The sequence below is a fragment of the Actinoplanes sp. NPDC051537 genome (assembly GCF_055586105.1).
This window is the reverse complement of record NZ_JBVJIU010000014.1, coordinates 258,238-273,821: the sequence shown is the minus strand read 5'-3', so window position 1 is coordinate 273,821 and position 15,584 is coordinate 258,238. Positions and strand designations below refer to the sequence as shown.

Here is a 15,584-nt window from a genome sequence, read left to right as displayed (position 1 = left end):
GCGTCAGTGGTCGGTGAACGTGCTGAGCAGATCGTCCATCCACGGCTTCTGCGGCACCGGCTGCGGGCCGACCACGCCCATCGCGCCCAGGCAGGTCAGCAGCATGCCGATGGCGAAGAAGTCGCGGGCCTCCTCCGAGCTCGCCCCGGTCAGCTGTTTGACCAGGTCGTAGAGCCGCCCGAAGCAGGCCCGCACCGGCTCGCCGATGGCCGGGTCGGCGCTGGCGGTGAAGCCGTGCAGCAGCAGCGTGATGACCTCGCGCTCGGCCAGCAGGTCGTCGTAGGCGTGACCCAGGCTCGCCAGCGTCGCCTCCCGCCCGGCCGCCTCGCGGAACTTCGCCTCGATGCGGTCGCCGGAGTGGTTGACGGCCGCGATGAAGAGCTCCTGCTTGGTGCCGAAGATGCGGATCACGTACGGCTGGGAGACGCCGGCCAGGCGGGCGACCTGATCGGTGGTCGTGCCGGCATAGCCGCCGCGGCTGAACGCGGTGACGGCGGCGGCGACGAGTTGCTCGTGCCGTTCCTCCGCCGTGAGACGTGTGCGCTGGGTCATGCTTGACAGGTTATCAGTGAATAACTACTGTCCTAGTTATCAGTCGATAACAACTACGGGGGTTTCCATGACCGCCACCGCTGTCCGCCCTTCCGTTCAGCGTTCCTCCCGCCCGTTGGCCGCGGTGCTCGCCGCGGTCGGCATCCCGACCTTCATGGTCACGCTGGACAACCTGGTCGTGAGCACCGCGCTGCCGGTGATCCGCACCGACCTCAATGCGTCGCTGGCCGACCTGCAGTGGTTCGTCAACGCGTACACCCTGCCGTTCGCCGCGTTCCTGCTGACCGCGGCCGCGCTCGGCGACCGGATCGGCCGCCGCCGGATGTTCCTGGCCGGCATCACGGTCTTCACGCTCGCCTCGCTCGCGGCCGGCCTGGCCACCGAGTCCTGGCAGCTCACCGCGGCCCGCGCGATCCAGGGCCTGGGCGGCGCCGCCGTCGCACCCCTCGCGCTGACCCTGCTCGCCCAGGCCGTGCCCGATCGCATGCGCACGGCGGCAGTCGGCATCTGGGGCGGCATCAGCGGCCTGGGCGTGGCCGTCGGCCCGGTCGTCGGCGGCGCGGTCGTCTCCGGCCTCGACTGGCACTGGATCTTCTGGCTGAACGTCCCCGTCGGCGTCGTGGCCGTGGTCCTGGCCGCCACCGTGCTCGACGAGTCCCGCGGCGGCGCCCGCAAGCTCGACCCGCTCGGCCTGGTGCTCTCCGCCGCCGGCATGCTGCTGCTGATCTGGGGCGTCGTCGACGGCCCCGACCACGGCTGGTCCTCGACCCGGGTGCTGACCATGCTGATCGGCGGCGGCGTGCTGATCGCCGCGTTCATCGCCTGGCAGGCCCGTAACAAGAACCCGATGCTGCCGCTGTCGCTGTTCCGCTCGCGCGGCTTCAGCCTGGTCAACATCGTGACGCTGACCTTCTCGGCCGGCACGTTCGGCGCCGTCTTCCTGCTGGCCCAGTTCTTCCAGGTGGTCCAGGGCCTGAGCCCGCTCGGCTCGGGCTTGCGCACCCTGCCGTGGACGATGGCCCCGATGGTGGTGGCCCCGCTGGCCGGCATCTTCGGCGACCGCATCGGCCAGCGAAACCTCATCTTCACGGGCCAGGTCCTCCTGGCCGGCGCGATCCTGTGGATGGGCCTGGCTACGACCGCTACGGTCAGTTACTCGGACTTGGTGATCGCCTTCCTGATGGCCGGCGTGGGCATGGGCTTGACCTTCGCCCCGATCAGCACGATGGCGCTGGCCAGCGTCTCCGCCGAGCAGAGGGGCGTGGCGTCGGGGGCGAACAACACGATCCGCGAGCTGGGGGTGGCGGTGGGGGTGGCCGCCCTGGCGTCGATCTTCAGCTCGTACGGCAGTTATGTGTCGCATGATTCGTTCGTGGACGGTTTGCGGCCGGCGGTGCTGGTGGGGGCCGCGATCGTGGCGGCTGGGGCGGTGGTGGCGTTGTGGCTTCCCCGGCGGGAGAAGGTTGCGCTGGGTGAGTGATTGATTTTGGGGATAGGCCCGCCTGGGGGATGTCCTGGGCGGGCCTTTTCATTGGCTCGGGGGTCGCTTTTTGCCGCGTTAGGCCGCGGGCCGCGTCATCGCACTGGCTGAGCCGCTTCGCCGCCGCGTCATCGCACCCCCAGCCGCCGTGTCGCCCGAGCGGCCGGGCCGCCGGATCACCGGATCACCGGGTCGCGGCATCGCCCGAGCCGCCGGGCCGCCGCATCGCCCGAGCCGCCGGGCCGCCGCATCGCCCGAGCCGCCGGACCGCCGCATCGCCCGAGCCGCCGGACCGCCGCATCGCCCGAGCCGCCGGACCGCCGCATCGCCCCGAGCCGCTGGGTCGCGGCATCGCCCGAGCCGCTTTGCCGCCCGAGCCCCGCTAACTCCGAATGCCGCTCGAGCCGCCACCACGCGCCTACCCGAACCGCCGCCTCGCTACCAGAGCCACCTTCGCCACCCGAACCGCCGCACCGCCCGCTGGGCTTTGTCGCTCAACCCGCCCCAACGGCCAGCCCGCCCTCCTCAGGGGGTGCCCCCGCTGGTCATTGTGGCGGAAAACGCGGAGATCAAGCGGATGAGCCGGCCTCGCCTGTGGACGACCCGCCAATGTGGAAAGCGTGCAGTGATCGGGAAAACGTGCTCTGCCCGGCGTGGGGCTCCCGCAGTAAGCGCTGAAGAGTTTCTGCTCGTGGGACGCACAAACTCTTCAGCGCTTACTGCGGGAGGGCGGTCCAAACGGGCAAGCGGACTCAAATCACCCCGCCGCAACGAGCCACGCCGAGCGCAACCCACCACCGCCGTGCCATGGCGGTCCGGCCATGCCACCCGCGGACCGCGAGCGCCGCGCCCACGAGCACCGCACCCGATGAGCACCGCACCCAATGAGCACCGCAGCCGATGAGCACGGCACCCAATGAGCACGGCACCCAATGAGCACGGCACCCAATGAGCACGGCACCCAATGAGCACGGCGCCCAAGAGCACCGCACCCGATGAACACCGCACCCAATGAGCACCGCACCCCACGAACGCGCCACAGCGGCCACAGCGGACAGAGCGGCGGCCGGCGGCCGGCGAAGCACCGAGCCCGCACAGCGAAACAGTGGCGTCGAACAGTCGGGTTCCTCCGCGACATTGGCCCGGCCGGCGACGGGGCGGGCGCGGCGAGAAATCAGGAAACCGCCCGCCACCACAGATAACCGGCCAACCCCAGCGCAGCGACAGCGATCGCGAAGCGTAGCGGCCTCTCCGGCGTGCGGCGGACCAAGCCAGGCCCGATCCAGCTACCCACCAAACACCCGGTGGCGAGCACGGCGGCCGCCGGCCAGTCCACGGGAGCGATCACGGCATAGATGACGGCGGCGGCCAGATTGGCGGCTCCGAGGGCGATCGACTTCACAGCGTTGGTCACCGGCAGCGGCTCGGTGGCGGCCACGGAGAGGACCGCGAGCATCAGGACGCCGGCGGCCGCGCCGAAGTAGCCGCCGTAAATGCCGATCAGGAAGACCGCCGTGGCCAGCAGGGGCGGGGACATCGTGCGGTGGCCGGCCCAGCGGCGCAGCGGGTCGCGCAGCAGGAGCAGGGCGGCGCCCAGGGCGATCAGCAGCGGGACTATGCGCTCGAAGGCCGAGGATGGGGTGGCCAGCAAGAGGACGGCGCCGGCCAGGCCGCCGACCGCGGCTATCGCGCACAGGCGGATCAGGCGGTCGCGGTGGCCGCGTAGTTCGGGGCGGGCGCCGGCGGCGGTGCCCACCGTGTTGGAGAGCAGGGCGACGGTGTTGGTGACGTTGGCGGCGATCGGGGGGATGCCGATGGCCAGCAGGGCGGGGTAGCTGGCCAGGGACGCCAGGCCGGCCATCGAGCCGGTCAGGCCGGCGCCGACCCCGCCGAGCACCAGCAGGATCGCGTCGCCCGGATGCACGCCGCAAAGCTACCGGGCGGCGGAAGCAGGAACGCGCCCCCAAGCTACCCAGGCGGCAGAAGCAGGAACGCGCCGCAAAGCTACCGGGCGGCGGAAGCAGGAACGCGGCAGAAGCAGGAACGCGTCGCAAAGCTACCGGTCCGGGGAAGATCGCCAGACGGCGCGCAGCCACAGGAGGGCGACCAGGGTGATGACGACGATGCCGCCGATCGAGAAGATCGTGAACAGGTGGACCTGTGCGCCGGTCGGGCGGGGGATCCAGCCCTGCGCGAAGAGCCGCTGCTGGGCGGCCGAGCTGGTCAGCGCGTACGTCAGAATGATCGCGATGCCGTGCATGGAGTCCCAGAGCGCGTGCAGCAGGGCGACGCCCAGGTAGCCCAGGACCAGCCTGCCGGTCATCCGCGGCTGACCGGTGGAGCGGGCGGTCGCGAACAGCAGCCCGCCGAGGATGGCCGTCCACAGGCCGTGGCCGAAGGGGGCGAGCAGGCCGCGCAGGATCTCGGTCTCGACCAGCGCGCGCAGCGACAGGCCCTGGACGGTGATCATGGCGTTCAGCGCGTAGCCGGCCGACTCGAAGGCCGCGAAGCCGAAGCCGACGGTGGCGCCGAGGATGACGCCGCTGCGGACCGAGCGGGCGGTGACGTGCCGGGTCAGGAACCACAGGGCGCCGAGCTTGACGCCCTCCTCGATCAGGCCCACGCCCGTGAACATCCACGCCGACGGGTGCACCAGGTAGGACTCGAGGATCGAGGCGCCGAGGACGCCCAGGATGCCGCCGACGATGAAGCACTTGAACAGCAGCTCGACCGGCATGGTGGCCTGGTCGCGGTGCTCGTAGGCCCACGCCACGAAGGTGACCGGAACGAGAAAACTGCCGAGCAGGATCAGCGTGGGTACGAGGTTGGCGTTCCCGGTGATGAAGGTGATCGCCACCGTGAGCAGCCACAGCACCAGCCCGGTGAGCAGGATGGTCAGCCACGGGGGTCGGCGACGCGCGACGCCCCGGACGTCGGTCACCGCGGGTGGGTAGTACGCCATCACCGCAGCCTCGCGGTCCCGGCGCCGGTTGACCTCCCCCGGAAGGGATGAGCGAACGCGGTAGGGGACGAGCGATTAGTTTCGGCGACCCGCGTCGTATCCCCTCTGTGCGTGCAACGGGCGCGCGGGAAAGAGGGAACCGGTGGAAACGGTGCGAGCGAACATCATCGCCGAGCGGCGGGAGCTGGCCGCGATGCTCGGCGGGCTTACGCCGGAGCAGTGGGCGGCGCCGAGCTTGTGCGAGGGGTGGCGGGTGCGGGAGGTGGTCGCGCACATGACGATGCCGTTCCGGATGTCGGCGCCCAAGTTCGCGCTCGAGATGGCCAAGGCGAAAGGCAACTTCAACCTGATGGCCGACCGGATGGCGCGCCGGGACACCGCGCGGCTGAGCGACGCCGACCTGCTGGCCTCGCTGCGGGACAACGTCGAGCACCGGTGGAGTCCGCCCGGCGGGGGTGAGGCCGGCGCGCTTTCCCACGACGTCATTCACGGGCTCGACATCGCGGTGGCGCTCGGGCTGGAACGGCGTCCGCCGGCGGACCGGGTGCGGCTCATTCTCGATTCGATGCGCGACAAGAACGTGCGATTCTTCGGTACGGATCTGAGCGGTGTGCGGCTCGAGGCGACCGACCTCGATTGGCAGATGGGCGAGGGTGAACCGCTGAGCGGGGAGGCGAGCGAACTGTTGCTGGTCGTGTGCGGTCGCCGGCTGCCGGACGGGCTCCTGAGAGGTACGCCGGCGTTCCGCTTCACCGGGTGATCTTGACGACCATCTCTTAGCGTCGATGGCGTGGTCGATGACGAGCCAGCGGAGAAGCCCATCGGACGCGCCACCGTGCGCAAGCCGTCGAAAGGCCGGGCCAGCGTGAGCCGGGCGGTCGGGAAGGCCCCGACGCCGGAACGAGCTCTCACGGACGTGATCAGGGACGACACCCCGCCGTCGCCGATCTTTGTGGATCCGAGCGGGTCCCGTCGGCGCCGGGTGCGCTGGATCGCGTACGTCATCGGTGTGCTCTTGATCTTGTTGGTCCTGACCGTCTGGATCACCCAGTTCACCGGCCCGGCCACGCCGCCGCCGGCTCACGCCCCCTGCCCGTCGGCCTGCGCGCGGTGACCGTCTACGGCGCTCCCCCACCGCCGGCGAGCAAGCGCGGCGGGCCGCTGCGGGCCATCTTCGCCCTCGCCGCGCTGCTGCTGATCGCCACCGTGGTGCTGGTCGAGTTCTACACCGACGCCGGGTTCAGCCCGGACGGCACCAATCCGCGCTCGTCGAAGGACAGCGACGTGCCGGCGAAGGTCCGGGACGGCGGCCCGGTGATCGACATGACCGGCGACGCGCCGAGCTCGACCCGGCTGCCGGCCCGGACCGTGGCGCTGACCTTCGACGACGGCCCGGACCCGACCTGGACGCCGCGCATCCTCGACGTGCTGGCCCGCCACCACGTGCCGGCGACGTTCTTCGTGATCGGCTCGCAGGTCGCCCGGCACCCCGAGCTCGCGCGCCGGATCACGGCCGAGGGGCACGAGATCGGCGCGCACACCTTCACCCATCCCGACCTGGCGTCGCTGCCGGGCTGGCGGCGGGACCTGGAGAACTCGCAGGCCCAGCTGGCGATCGCGTACGCGACCGGCCGGGAGACCGCGCTGATCCGGCCGCCTTACTCCTCGGTGGCCGATGCGCTCACCGACAAGGACTATGCGGCCGTACGGGCGATGGGCGCCCAGGGCTACCTGACGGTGCTCGACGACGTCGACAGCGAGGACTGGCGGCGTCCCGGCGTCGACAAGATCGTGCAGAACGCCACCCCGCCCGGCGACGAGGGCGCGATCGTGCTCTTCCACGATGCCGGCGGCGATCGCGGGCAGACCGTGGCGGCCCTCGACCGGCTCATCCCGCGGCTCCAGGAGAACGGCTACACATTCCGTACGGTCACCGGCACCGCCAACCCGCGGGCCGGGACCGCCGAGATGTGGCGCGGCGGCGCGCTGGTGTGGTCGGTCCGCGGCGCCGACGCCATCCTGCGCCTGCTGTGGCTCCTGCTGATCGTGGCCGGCGGGCTCATCGTCGTACGCACGCTGATCCTGTTCGTTTTCGCCCGCAAGCACGCCCGGAGCCGCCGCGCGCCCACCTGGTCGTGGGGTCCCCCGGTGCGAGATCCCGTCACCATCCTGGTGCCCGCCTACAACGAGGCCTCGACGATCGGGCCCGCGGTCGCGTCCATGGCCCGGTCCACGCATCCGGGGGTGTCGATTCTGGTCATCGATGACGAGTCCACCGACGGCACCGGAGAAGTCCTGAAAAATCAGGACAAGGTGCGGGTGGTACGCGTCCCGAACGGCGGCAAAGCCACGGCGCTCAACACCGGGATCGCCTTCAGCAGCGACGAGCTGATCGTGATGGTGGACGCCGACACCGTGCTCACCCCGGACGCGGTCGAGCGACTGGTCCAGCCGTTCGCCGACCCGCGGGTGGGCGCGGTCGCCGGCAACGTCAAGGTCGGCAACCGCCGCGGCCTGCTCGGCAAATGGCAGCACATCGAGTACGTGATCGGCTTCAACCTCGACCGCCGGCTCTACGACACGTTCGGCTGCATCCCCACCGTCCCCGGCGCGCTCGGCGCGTTCCGGCGCGCGGCGCTCACCGAGGTCGGCGGCCTGAGCAACGACACCCTGGCCGAGGACACCGATCTGACCTGCGCGATCCAGCAGGCCGGGTGGCGGGTCGTGTACGAGGAGACGGCCATCGCCTACACCGAGGCCCCCGCCACCGCGCGCCAGCTGTGGCGGCAGCGCTACCGGTGGAGCTACGGCACGATGCAGGCGCTCTGGAAGCACCGGCGGGGCCACTTCGGGCGTACGCGCATCCCGTTCATCGCTCTTTTCAGCGTGGTCCTCCCCCTGCTCGCTCCCCTGATCGACCTGATGGCCGTCTACGGCGTGTTCTTCCTCGACCGCCGGATCGCGCTGCTGGGCTGGCTCGCGATGCTGGTCGTGCAGGTGCTGACCGCGGTCATGGCGTTCCGGCTGGACCGCGAGAGCCTGCGCCCGCTCTGGACTCTTCCGCTCCAGCAGGTGGTCTATCGCCAGGTCATGTACGCGGTGCTGCTGTCCTCGGCGCTGGCGGCGCTCACCGGGCGCCGGCTCGGCTGGCAGAAGATACGGCGGACGGGAGATTTCAGCGCCGCGCCAAGTGGGTAGAGGGGACACCATGCCCCACCCCGGAGAAATACTCGGTGATCGGTACCGGCTGGACGACCGCATCGCGGCCGGCGGCATGGGCGAGGTCTGGCAAGCCACCGACACCGTGCTCGGCCGCGACGTCGCGGTCAAAACCCTGCACGCCGGACGGGCCGGTGACGAGGGATTCCAGACCCGGTTCCGGCACGAGGCGCGCGCCATGGCGGTTCTGCACCACCCCGGGGTGGCGGACGTCTACGACTACGGCCAGAGCGGCCCCGACGCGTACATCGTGATGGCCCGGGTCAACGGCGAGGCGCTCAACCAGCGGATCGCCACCCGGGGCCGGCTCACCGCCGCCGAGACCATGTCGATCGTGACGCAGGCCGGGAAGGCCCTGGAGGCCGCGCACCAGGCCGGCATCGTGCACCGGGACGTGAAGCCCGGCAACCTGATCATCGAGCCGGACGGGACCGTGGTGCTGGTCGACTTCGGCGTGGCCCGCTCGGCCGAGTCGGCGGCGCTGACCGGGGCCAAGGAGGTCGTCGGGACGGCGCTCTACATCGCGCCCGAGCAGGTCTCCAAGGACATCACCGGACCCAAGGCGGACGTGTACGCGCTGGGCGTCGTCGCCTACCACTGCCTGGCCGGCCACCCGCCGTTCCTCGGCGACAACCCGATCCACGTGGCGATGCAGCACCTGCGGGACGAGCCGCCGCCGCTGCCGGGCGACGTTCCGCCGGCCGTGCGAGCGGTCGTCGAGACGGCGATGGCCAAGGACCCGGAGTCCCGCTTCACGTCGGCGGCGGCGATGGCGCACGCGGCGGAGCTGGCCGTGGCCGGCGCGGACACGACCGCCATCCTGGCCGCGACCACGACGATCGACGGCGGCTGGCCGGAGGCGGCGGCCGCGGGCACGGCCGGTGGGCTGGCGGCGGGCGGGCTGGCGGCCGGCGGATTTGCCGCCGGCGCGGCCGGCGCGGGTGCGAACGGCGCGGGCGGGACCGGTGCTGCCGGCCGGTTTGCCCCGGGTGCGGGTGCGGCGGGCGCGGGTGCGGCGGGCGCGGGTGCGGCGGGCACCGGCCGGTTTGCCCCGGGTGCGGCCGGCGCGGGTGCGGCGGGTGGGTTTGCTCCGGGCGTGGCCGGCTCCGGGCCGGCGGCGCGGTCGGCCGTTCCTCTTGCGGCGCCGGGCTCTCCCCTGCACGACACGGGTGTTCTTCCCGCTCCCCCGGGGGGCGGCGGCCGGCGCTGGCTCCTGCCGGTGATCGCCGCGGTGGTCCTGCTGGCCACGGCCGCGGCGGTGCTGGCGATCTTCAATCCGGGGCTGCTCGGCCACGACGACACGCCGGGCGGCTCGACCTCCACCACGCCCGGCGCCAGCGCTCCGGCCGCTCCGGGTGGCAGCCAGAAGGCCAAGCAGACCAAGCAGAGCACGCGCGGCAGCACCACCGCGCCGAACAACCAGACGGCGACGACGAACCCCGGCGCCCCGGCGGCGACCACCAAGCCGACGCCGAGCCGGGCGGCGACCACGCAGACCACGACGTCGGCGCCGGAGGAGACCACCGCGGCCACCACCGCGCCCGAGGCGACCACCACCACCGCGGACAACAGCGGCCCCGGCGGCGGTGACGGGACCGGCGGCGGGAGCGGGAGCGGCGGCGGGACCGGGAGCGGGAGCGGCGAGGACGCGCAGGTAGCGGTCACCGCCCCCACCCCCTAAATCCCGAAATTTCAGCCGATGTGGATCCAGATGTCGTCGACCGAGCCGTGGAACTGGTCGTTGTCGGCGCCGACGCCCTTGCCGCCGACGCTGAACGGCATGCTCGACACCACCGACAGCGCCTCGGGCACGGCCGCGCTCGCCTGCACCTGACCGTCCACCACGATCGAGAGCGTCGGCCCGGTGCGCCGGCACTCCAGCGTGTGCCACGACCCGTCGGCGATCGACTGGCGGCTGCGGGCCAGGTGCACGGCCGTCTCGTCGTTGCCGCCCATCCCGCAGCTCGGCTTGCCCGAGACGCCGTCGACCTGCAGCTTGTACTGGCCACCGCCGGTCGAGTAGCCCTTCTGGAGGATGTTCTCGCCGCTGCTGGTCTCGGCCGCCGCGAGCAGCACCGACGCCCCGTACCGGATCGGCTTGGCGGCCGGGCTCAGGTCGGGGGTGTCCGCGGCCTGCAGCACCAGTCGCGGGCAGGTCGTCCCGGTGCACTTGGGCGGGAAGGTCAGCGCCTGCCCGCTGCCGTGCGCGGTCAGCGTGACCTTGCCGTCGTTGCGGGTCACGGCCCGCAGCAGGTGACCGTGCCCGGAGCCGTCGTCGAACGTGCCGTCCGCGATCGTGGTGTCGAAGTTGTACGACGCCACGTAGTCGGCGTTGACCGTGGCCCGCTCCTCGCTCGGCGCGACGCCGTCGAACTGCACGTACCGCTTGCGGGCCGCGCCGCCCACGACGGTGAAGTCGCCGACCGCGCTGACCGCGCCGAGGGCCGCGCTGACCGCCAGCTGGCGGGTGCCGGCCACGCCGTTGGCCTGTGGTGACCAGTCGAGCAGGTTGCCCTGGGCGTCAATCGCGGCGAGCTTGCCGCGCGGCACCGAGCCGTCGGTGCACACGCCCTTGATGCCGTTGTTCGAGGTCGTGCAGGCCTTGTCGAAGTGCCCGCCGACGTAGGTGGTGCCGCCCAGCTCGGCGATCGCCTGCGCGTCGCCGTCGAACACCCGGGTCCAGCGGGTGGCGCCGAGGCGGGTGTAGGCGACGGCCCGGCCGCCGAGGCCGCCGAGGGCGGCGTAGACCCCGGTGTCATCGGCGGTGAGCGCGAAGACCTGCGACACCGGCTTGGGCAGGAAGCTGCGATCGAGTACGCCGGTGGCCGGATCCACCGCACTGAGGCGCAGGGTGGAGCTCACCCCGTTCGTCTTGTGGAAGCGCCCGCCCAGGTAGACGCGGTCGCCGGTCAGGGCGACGGCGTTGACGACGTCGTCGGCGGTCGGCGCCCACGCGTCGAGCGCGCCGGTGGCCAGCGTGAAGGCGGCCAGGTTGGACCGGGGCACGCCGTCGATCGAGGTGATCCGGCCGCCGAGGTAGAGGCGGCCGTTGCCGGCGGCGAGCGCGTTCGGCTGCCCGAGCACGGTGTGCCGCATCGAGGTGACCAGGCCGCTGGTGGCGCCGATGCCGGCCACCGCGTCCCGGGTCTCACCGCTGATCGTGTCGAAGTCGCCGGCCGCGTAGACCACGTCGCCGTCCACGGCGAGCGCGCGCACGTTGGCGTCGGCGCTCGGGTTCCACGGCAGCAGCGCGCCGGTCTTGGCGTCGAAGGCCGCGAGCCGCGTACGGGAAACGTTCTTTCCGCCGGCGTTGGCGCTGGTGAAGTTGCCGCCGACGTAGACCGTGCCGCCCCGATAGGCGACCGCGTAGACGGGACCGTTGAACGACGGCGACGTCACGGGGTCGGGCGAGACCACCTCGGCGAGGGCGGCGCCGCCGGCCGCCACCACGACCGTCGCGACGCCGACGATCAAGGTCCGGCGAGCGACCGATTTACCGCTTTTCCGCAAGTTGAGCACATTGCGGGTCAACGCCGGTCTCCGCGCGGAAGTTGCGTCGCCGAACGCAAATCGGACCGATTGGGCTAACCCGGTCGCGACCCCATGGCTCGTGTTCAATATCTTGACCGGCGGGTAACTATGCTTGCCGCGCGTACCCGGGATCGATGAAGGAGAACGCCGTGCCGCGACGCCGCCTCACCGCCGTGCCCCTCGCCCTGGTCGCGACGTTCGCGCTCGCCACCGGCTGCGCGATCGAGATCTCCCCCAGCGCCGTCGACGCGCCGGTCCCGTTCAGCGTGGCGCCGACCCCGTCGGCCTCGGCCGGCGTCCCCAAGTACGTCTGCACGACCGCCTACAAAATCTTGACGGACGGCGCGGTGAAGCTCGCCGGCTACATCCGCGGTTCGGGCCCGCACAACACGCAGGGGCTGCGCGACACGTTCACGGAGATGGCCGGCCAGTTCACGGCCGAGGCCGTCCGGACACCGGACCCCGATCTCCGGTCGGCGCTGAGCGCCGTGGCCGCCTCGCTGACGGCGGGCGCGCAGCAGCCGGACCCGAAGGCCTACGCGAACGGCGAGTTCCAGACGGTCGGGCAGAAGCTCGACGACGCCTGCGCCGACGCCTGATCACTCCGGCAGAGCCACCGGGTAGGGCTGGTCGAAGTCGGCCGAGCCGCTGACCTCGCCCCAGGCCCCGGCCTCGGCGAGCTGCCGCCGGGAGTAGTCCTGGGCCATCGCGAGCGCCCCGGCGCCGAGCACCAGGTGGGTCGGGATGTCGTCGCGCTTGACCAGCCGCACGAGGATCTCGCCGGCCCGGGCCGGGTCGCCGGCGGTCAGGCGCGGGTTGTCCATGTCGCGGATGCGAGCGCCCACCGTGGCGTCGTACTCGGCCGGCACGTCGTGGAAGCTCATCGAGGGCCCGGCCCAGTCGGTGGCGAAGCCGCCCGGCTCGACCACGAGCGTGCGCACGCCGAGCGGCGCGGTCTCGACGGCGAGGACGCGGGTGAGCCCGTCCACGGCGAACTTGGCGGCCTGGTACGAGCCCAGCCCCGGGCTGCCGCCGACCCGCCCGCCGATCGACGAGAACTGCACGATGGTCCCGCCGCCCTGCGCCTTGAGCGTCGGCAGGACGGCCCGGGTCACGTGGTAGACGCCCCAGAAGTTGGTGTCGAACTGCCGGCGGAAGTCGTCCTCCGGGGTGCTCTCGATCGGGCCGATGTTCGCGTAACCGGCGTTGTTGACCACCACGTCGAGCCGGCCGAACTTCGCGACCGCGGCCGTGACGGCGGTGTTGGCGGCGGCGAAGTCGGTGACGTCGAGCGCGATCGGCAGGATGCGGTCGCCGTACTTCTCGGCGAGGTCCGCGAGCTGCTCGGGCTTGCGAGCGGTGGCGGCGACGCGGTCGCCGGCCTCGAGGGCGGCGACGGTGAGGGCGCGGCCGAAGCCGCGGGAGGAGCCGGTGATGAACCAGGTTTGTTCGCTCATGCACTTAGTAAAACGCGGTTGCGTTATTACCGCAACAGCGTTGTGTTAGATTGGGGTGTGACCTCAGCGACTCCGCAGCGCGCCCGCAGCGCCGCGGCCAAGCAGCAGCGCGAGCGCGACATCCTCGAGGCGGCGCGCTCGCTGGCCGGCGCGCGGCCGGTCCGCGACATCACCCTCACCGACGTCGCGGCGGCGGTCGGCATGCACAAATCGGCCATGCTGCGATATTTCGAGACTCGCGAGCAAATCTTCCTGGCCCTGACGGCGGAGGGCTGGCGCGATTGGTCGGCGGCGCTACGCGCGGCGCTGGCCGAGATGCCGGCGGCGGTCGAGTCGGCGGCGGGCGCGGCGGCCGGCAACGCGGCGGGCAACGCGGCGGGCAACGCGGCGGCGGGCGCGGCGGGCAACGCGGCGGCGGGCGCGGCGGGCAACGCGGCGGCGGGCGCGGCGGGCAACGCGGCGGCGGTGGGCGCGGCCATCGCGAAGACGCTGGTCGAGCGACCCCTCTTCTGCGACCTGCTGGCCCACGCGCCGCTCAATCTCGAGCGGAACGTCTCGCTGCAGGCGGTTCTCGACTACAAGCTGGCCACGCGCCGCGAGATCGGGCCCCTCACCGAGGATCTGCATCGCGTGCTGGGGCTCACCGAGGAACAGTCGATCGACCTCATCGCCACGGCGACCAGCCTGGCGGGGGCGTTCTGGCAGATGGCGGCGCCGGGGACGACGCTGCGGGCGTTCTACGAGGCCACGCCGGAGCTGGCGCACGCGGTGGTCGACGTGGAGCCTCGCCTGGCCCGCGTCCTGAGCGCGCTGCTCGACGGGATGCGGGCCGGGCGGTAGGCCGCGTCAAACGAAGACGTTGAGGATGAAGACGCAGATCACGCCGACCACCGAGATGATCGTCTCCATGATCGACCAGGTCTTGATGGTCTGGCCGACGGTCATGCCGAAGTACTCCTTCACCAGCCAGAAGCCGGCGTCGTTGACGTGCGAGAAGAACAGCGAGCCGCAGCCGATGGCCAGGGCCAGCAGGGAGACGCCGGGGCGGTCGAGGGTGGCGGCGAGCGGGGCCACGATGCCGGCGGCGGTGATGGTGGCGACCGTCGCCGAGCCGGTGGCGACCCGGATGCCGACCGCGACCAGCCAGCCGAGCAGCAGCACGTTGATGTGCGCGTCCTGGGCGGCGTCGGCGACCACGCTGCCCACGCCGGCGTCGACCAGCACCTGCTTGAAGCCACCGCCGGCGGCCACGATCAGCAGGATGCCGGCGATCGGCGGCAGCGCGCCACCGAGGACGGCGTTGGTCTCGCGGCGATCCATCCCGGAGCGGTGGCCGAGCGTCCACATCGCGACGAGGACGCCGAACAGCAGGGCCACCGGCGGGTTGCCGAGGACGTCGAGCGCCGTACGGACGCTGTTGCCCTTGTCGAGCGTGAGCTCGCCGATCGCGCGGGCCAGCATCAGCACGATCGGAAGCAGCACGGTCAGCACGGCCGGCCAGAAGCCGGGGTTGTGGCGGGCGGCCCGCGGCTCGGGCCCGCTCTCGGCGATGTCCTCGTCGCCCGGCGCCGACATCGAGACCTCGCTGGACGCCGTTCCGGAGAAGGCGCCCGACGCGGGCGTGCCCGGCGCCGTCGCCGAGCCCGCGCTCACCCCGGCCCCGGCCGTGGTGAGCAGCGCGGGCACCGGCAGCGGCACCCGCTTGGCGATCCAGTTGCCGAAGATCGGGCCGGCCACGATCACCGTCGGGATCGCACAGATCAGGCCGAACAGCAGGGTGAGACCGAGGTCGGCGTTCAGGCTCGAGACGGCCACCAGCGGCCCGGGGTGCGGGGGCACCAGACCGTGCAGCACGGAGAGGCCGGCCAGCGCCGGGATGCCGACGCGCAGCAGGCCGATGTCGGTGCGGCGGGCCACCAGCAGCACGATCGGCACCAGCAGCACGACGCCGACCTCGAAGAACAGCGGCAGGCCGACCAGCGCGGCCACGCCGGCCATGGCCCACGGCAGCGCGTTGCCGGAGACCCGGTCGACGATGCGGTTGACGATGCCGTCGGCGCCGCCGGAGTCGGCGAGCAGGGCGCCGATCATCGAGCCGAGCGCGATCAGCAGTCCCACGCTGCCGACCGTCATGCCCAGGCCGTTGGTGAACGAGGTGACGGTGGAGCCGGGCGAGGCGCCGGCGACCAGGCCGAGGACGGCCGAGCCGATGATCAGGGAGAGGAACGGGTGGAACTTCGCCCATGCGATCAGCAGGACGACGGCCGCGATGCCGAGCACGGCGGCGAGGACGAGTTGAGTGGTTCCGGCGTCGGTGATGGCCTCGGCAGCGAGGGGCGTCATGCGCGCGCGAGTACCCCGCGCGCACATCTTTCAATCTTGG

Annotated in this window: 13 protein-coding genes; 7 read left to right on the top strand and 6 right to left on the bottom strand. The window is 72.1% G+C overall.

Annotated features, from left to right (window positions below):
* Window positions 1-3: 3 nt before the first annotated feature.
* Window positions 4-552 (bottom strand): TetR/AcrR family transcriptional regulator, encoded by a 549-nt coding sequence (locus ACZ6TB_RS32365; protein ID WP_465560713.1) that lies wholly within the window; start codon window positions 550-552, stop codon window positions 4-6.
* A gap of 67 nt (window positions 553-619) precedes the next feature.
* Between ACZ6TB_RS32365 and ACZ6TB_RS32360 the strand changes: the two genes are divergently transcribed.
* Entirely contained in the window at window positions 620-2,032 is a 1,413-nt protein-coding gene (locus tag ACZ6TB_RS32360) for a DHA2 family efflux MFS transporter permease subunit (RefSeq protein ID WP_465560710.1), read from the top strand.
* Window positions 2,033-3,206: 1,174 nt separating this feature from the next.
* Here ACZ6TB_RS32360 and ACZ6TB_RS32355 read toward each other — a convergent pair.
* Complete coding sequence (locus tag ACZ6TB_RS32355) at window positions 3,207-3,956, bottom strand: sulfite exporter TauE/SafE family protein (protein ID WP_465560707.1); 750 nt, start codon at window positions 3,954-3,956, stop codon at window positions 3,207-3,209.
* A 132-nt stretch (window positions 3,957-4,088) separates the two neighbouring features.
* Window positions 4,089-4,994 (bottom strand): PrsW family intramembrane metalloprotease, encoded by a 906-nt coding sequence (locus tag ACZ6TB_RS32350; RefSeq protein WP_465560705.1) that lies wholly within the window; start codon window positions 4,992-4,994, stop codon window positions 4,089-4,091.
* Between the two features lie 142 nt (window positions 4,995-5,136).
* On the opposite strand from ACZ6TB_RS32350, the gene ACZ6TB_RS32345 reads away from it, so the two are divergent.
* From ACZ6TB_RS32345 to ACZ6TB_RS32330, 4 genes are read left to right on the top strand one after another with little or no spacing between them, the layout of a single operon-like run.
* Entirely contained in the window at window positions 5,137-5,754 is a 618-nt protein-coding gene (locus ACZ6TB_RS32345) for a maleylpyruvate isomerase family mycothiol-dependent enzyme (protein WP_465560702.1), read from the top strand.
* Window positions 5,755-5,784: 30 nt separating this feature from the next.
* Window positions 5,785-6,108, top strand: a complete 324-nt coding sequence (locus ACZ6TB_RS32340; protein ID WP_465560699.1) for a hypothetical protein — start codon at window positions 5,785-5,787, stop codon at window positions 6,106-6,108.
* Window positions 6,105-8,192 (top strand): bifunctional polysaccharide deacetylase/glycosyltransferase family 2 protein, encoded by a 2,088-nt coding sequence (locus ACZ6TB_RS32335; RefSeq protein WP_465560697.1) that lies wholly within the window; start codon window positions 6,105-6,107, stop codon window positions 8,190-8,192. The genes ACZ6TB_RS32340 and ACZ6TB_RS32335 overlap by 4 nt, the downstream gene beginning before the upstream one ends.
* A 10-nt stretch (window positions 8,193-8,202) precedes the next feature.
* On the top strand, window positions 8,203-9,894 hold the full coding sequence (locus ACZ6TB_RS32330; RefSeq protein WP_465560694.1) for a serine/threonine-protein kinase: 1,692 nt from the start codon (window positions 8,203-8,205) through the stop codon (window positions 9,892-9,894).
* An 11-nt stretch (window positions 9,895-9,905) separates the two neighbouring features.
* Here the strand turns inward: ACZ6TB_RS32330 and ACZ6TB_RS32325 are convergent, their stop codons facing one another.
* The gene (locus ACZ6TB_RS32325; RefSeq protein WP_465560799.1) at window positions 9,906-11,732 is read right to left on the bottom strand and encodes a LamG-like jellyroll fold domain-containing protein; all 1,827 of its coding nucleotides are present in this window, start codon (window positions 11,730-11,732) and stop codon (window positions 9,906-9,908) included.
* 161 nt (window positions 11,733-11,893) lie between these two features.
* On the opposite strand from ACZ6TB_RS32325, the gene ACZ6TB_RS32320 reads away from it, so the two are divergent.
* Window positions 11,894-12,343 carry a hypothetical protein gene (locus tag ACZ6TB_RS32320; RefSeq protein ID WP_465560692.1) on the top strand — a complete coding sequence of 150 codons (450 nt, stop codon included), beginning with the start codon at window positions 11,894-11,896 and terminating at the stop codon, window positions 12,341-12,343.
* Here ACZ6TB_RS32320 and ACZ6TB_RS32315 read toward each other — a convergent pair whose 3' ends face one another.
* Complete coding sequence (locus tag ACZ6TB_RS32315; protein WP_465560689.1) at window positions 12,344-13,201, bottom strand: SDR family NAD(P)-dependent oxidoreductase; 858 nt, start codon at window positions 13,199-13,201, stop codon at window positions 12,344-12,346.
* Window positions 13,202-13,258: 57 nt separating this feature from the next.
* On the opposite strand from ACZ6TB_RS32315, the gene ACZ6TB_RS32310 reads away from it, so the two are divergent.
* Complete coding sequence (locus ACZ6TB_RS32310; protein WP_465560686.1) at window positions 13,259-14,041, top strand: TetR/AcrR family transcriptional regulator; 783 nt, start codon at window positions 13,259-13,261, stop codon at window positions 14,039-14,041.
* 6 nt (window positions 14,042-14,047) lie between these two features.
* Here the strand turns inward: ACZ6TB_RS32310 and ACZ6TB_RS32305 are convergent, their stop codons facing one another.
* The gene (locus ACZ6TB_RS32305; protein WP_465560684.1) at window positions 14,048-15,544 is read right to left on the bottom strand and encodes a GntP family permease; all 1,497 of its coding nucleotides are present in this window, start codon (window positions 15,542-15,544) and stop codon (window positions 14,048-14,050) included.
* Window positions 15,545-15,584 lie beyond the last annotated feature (40 nt).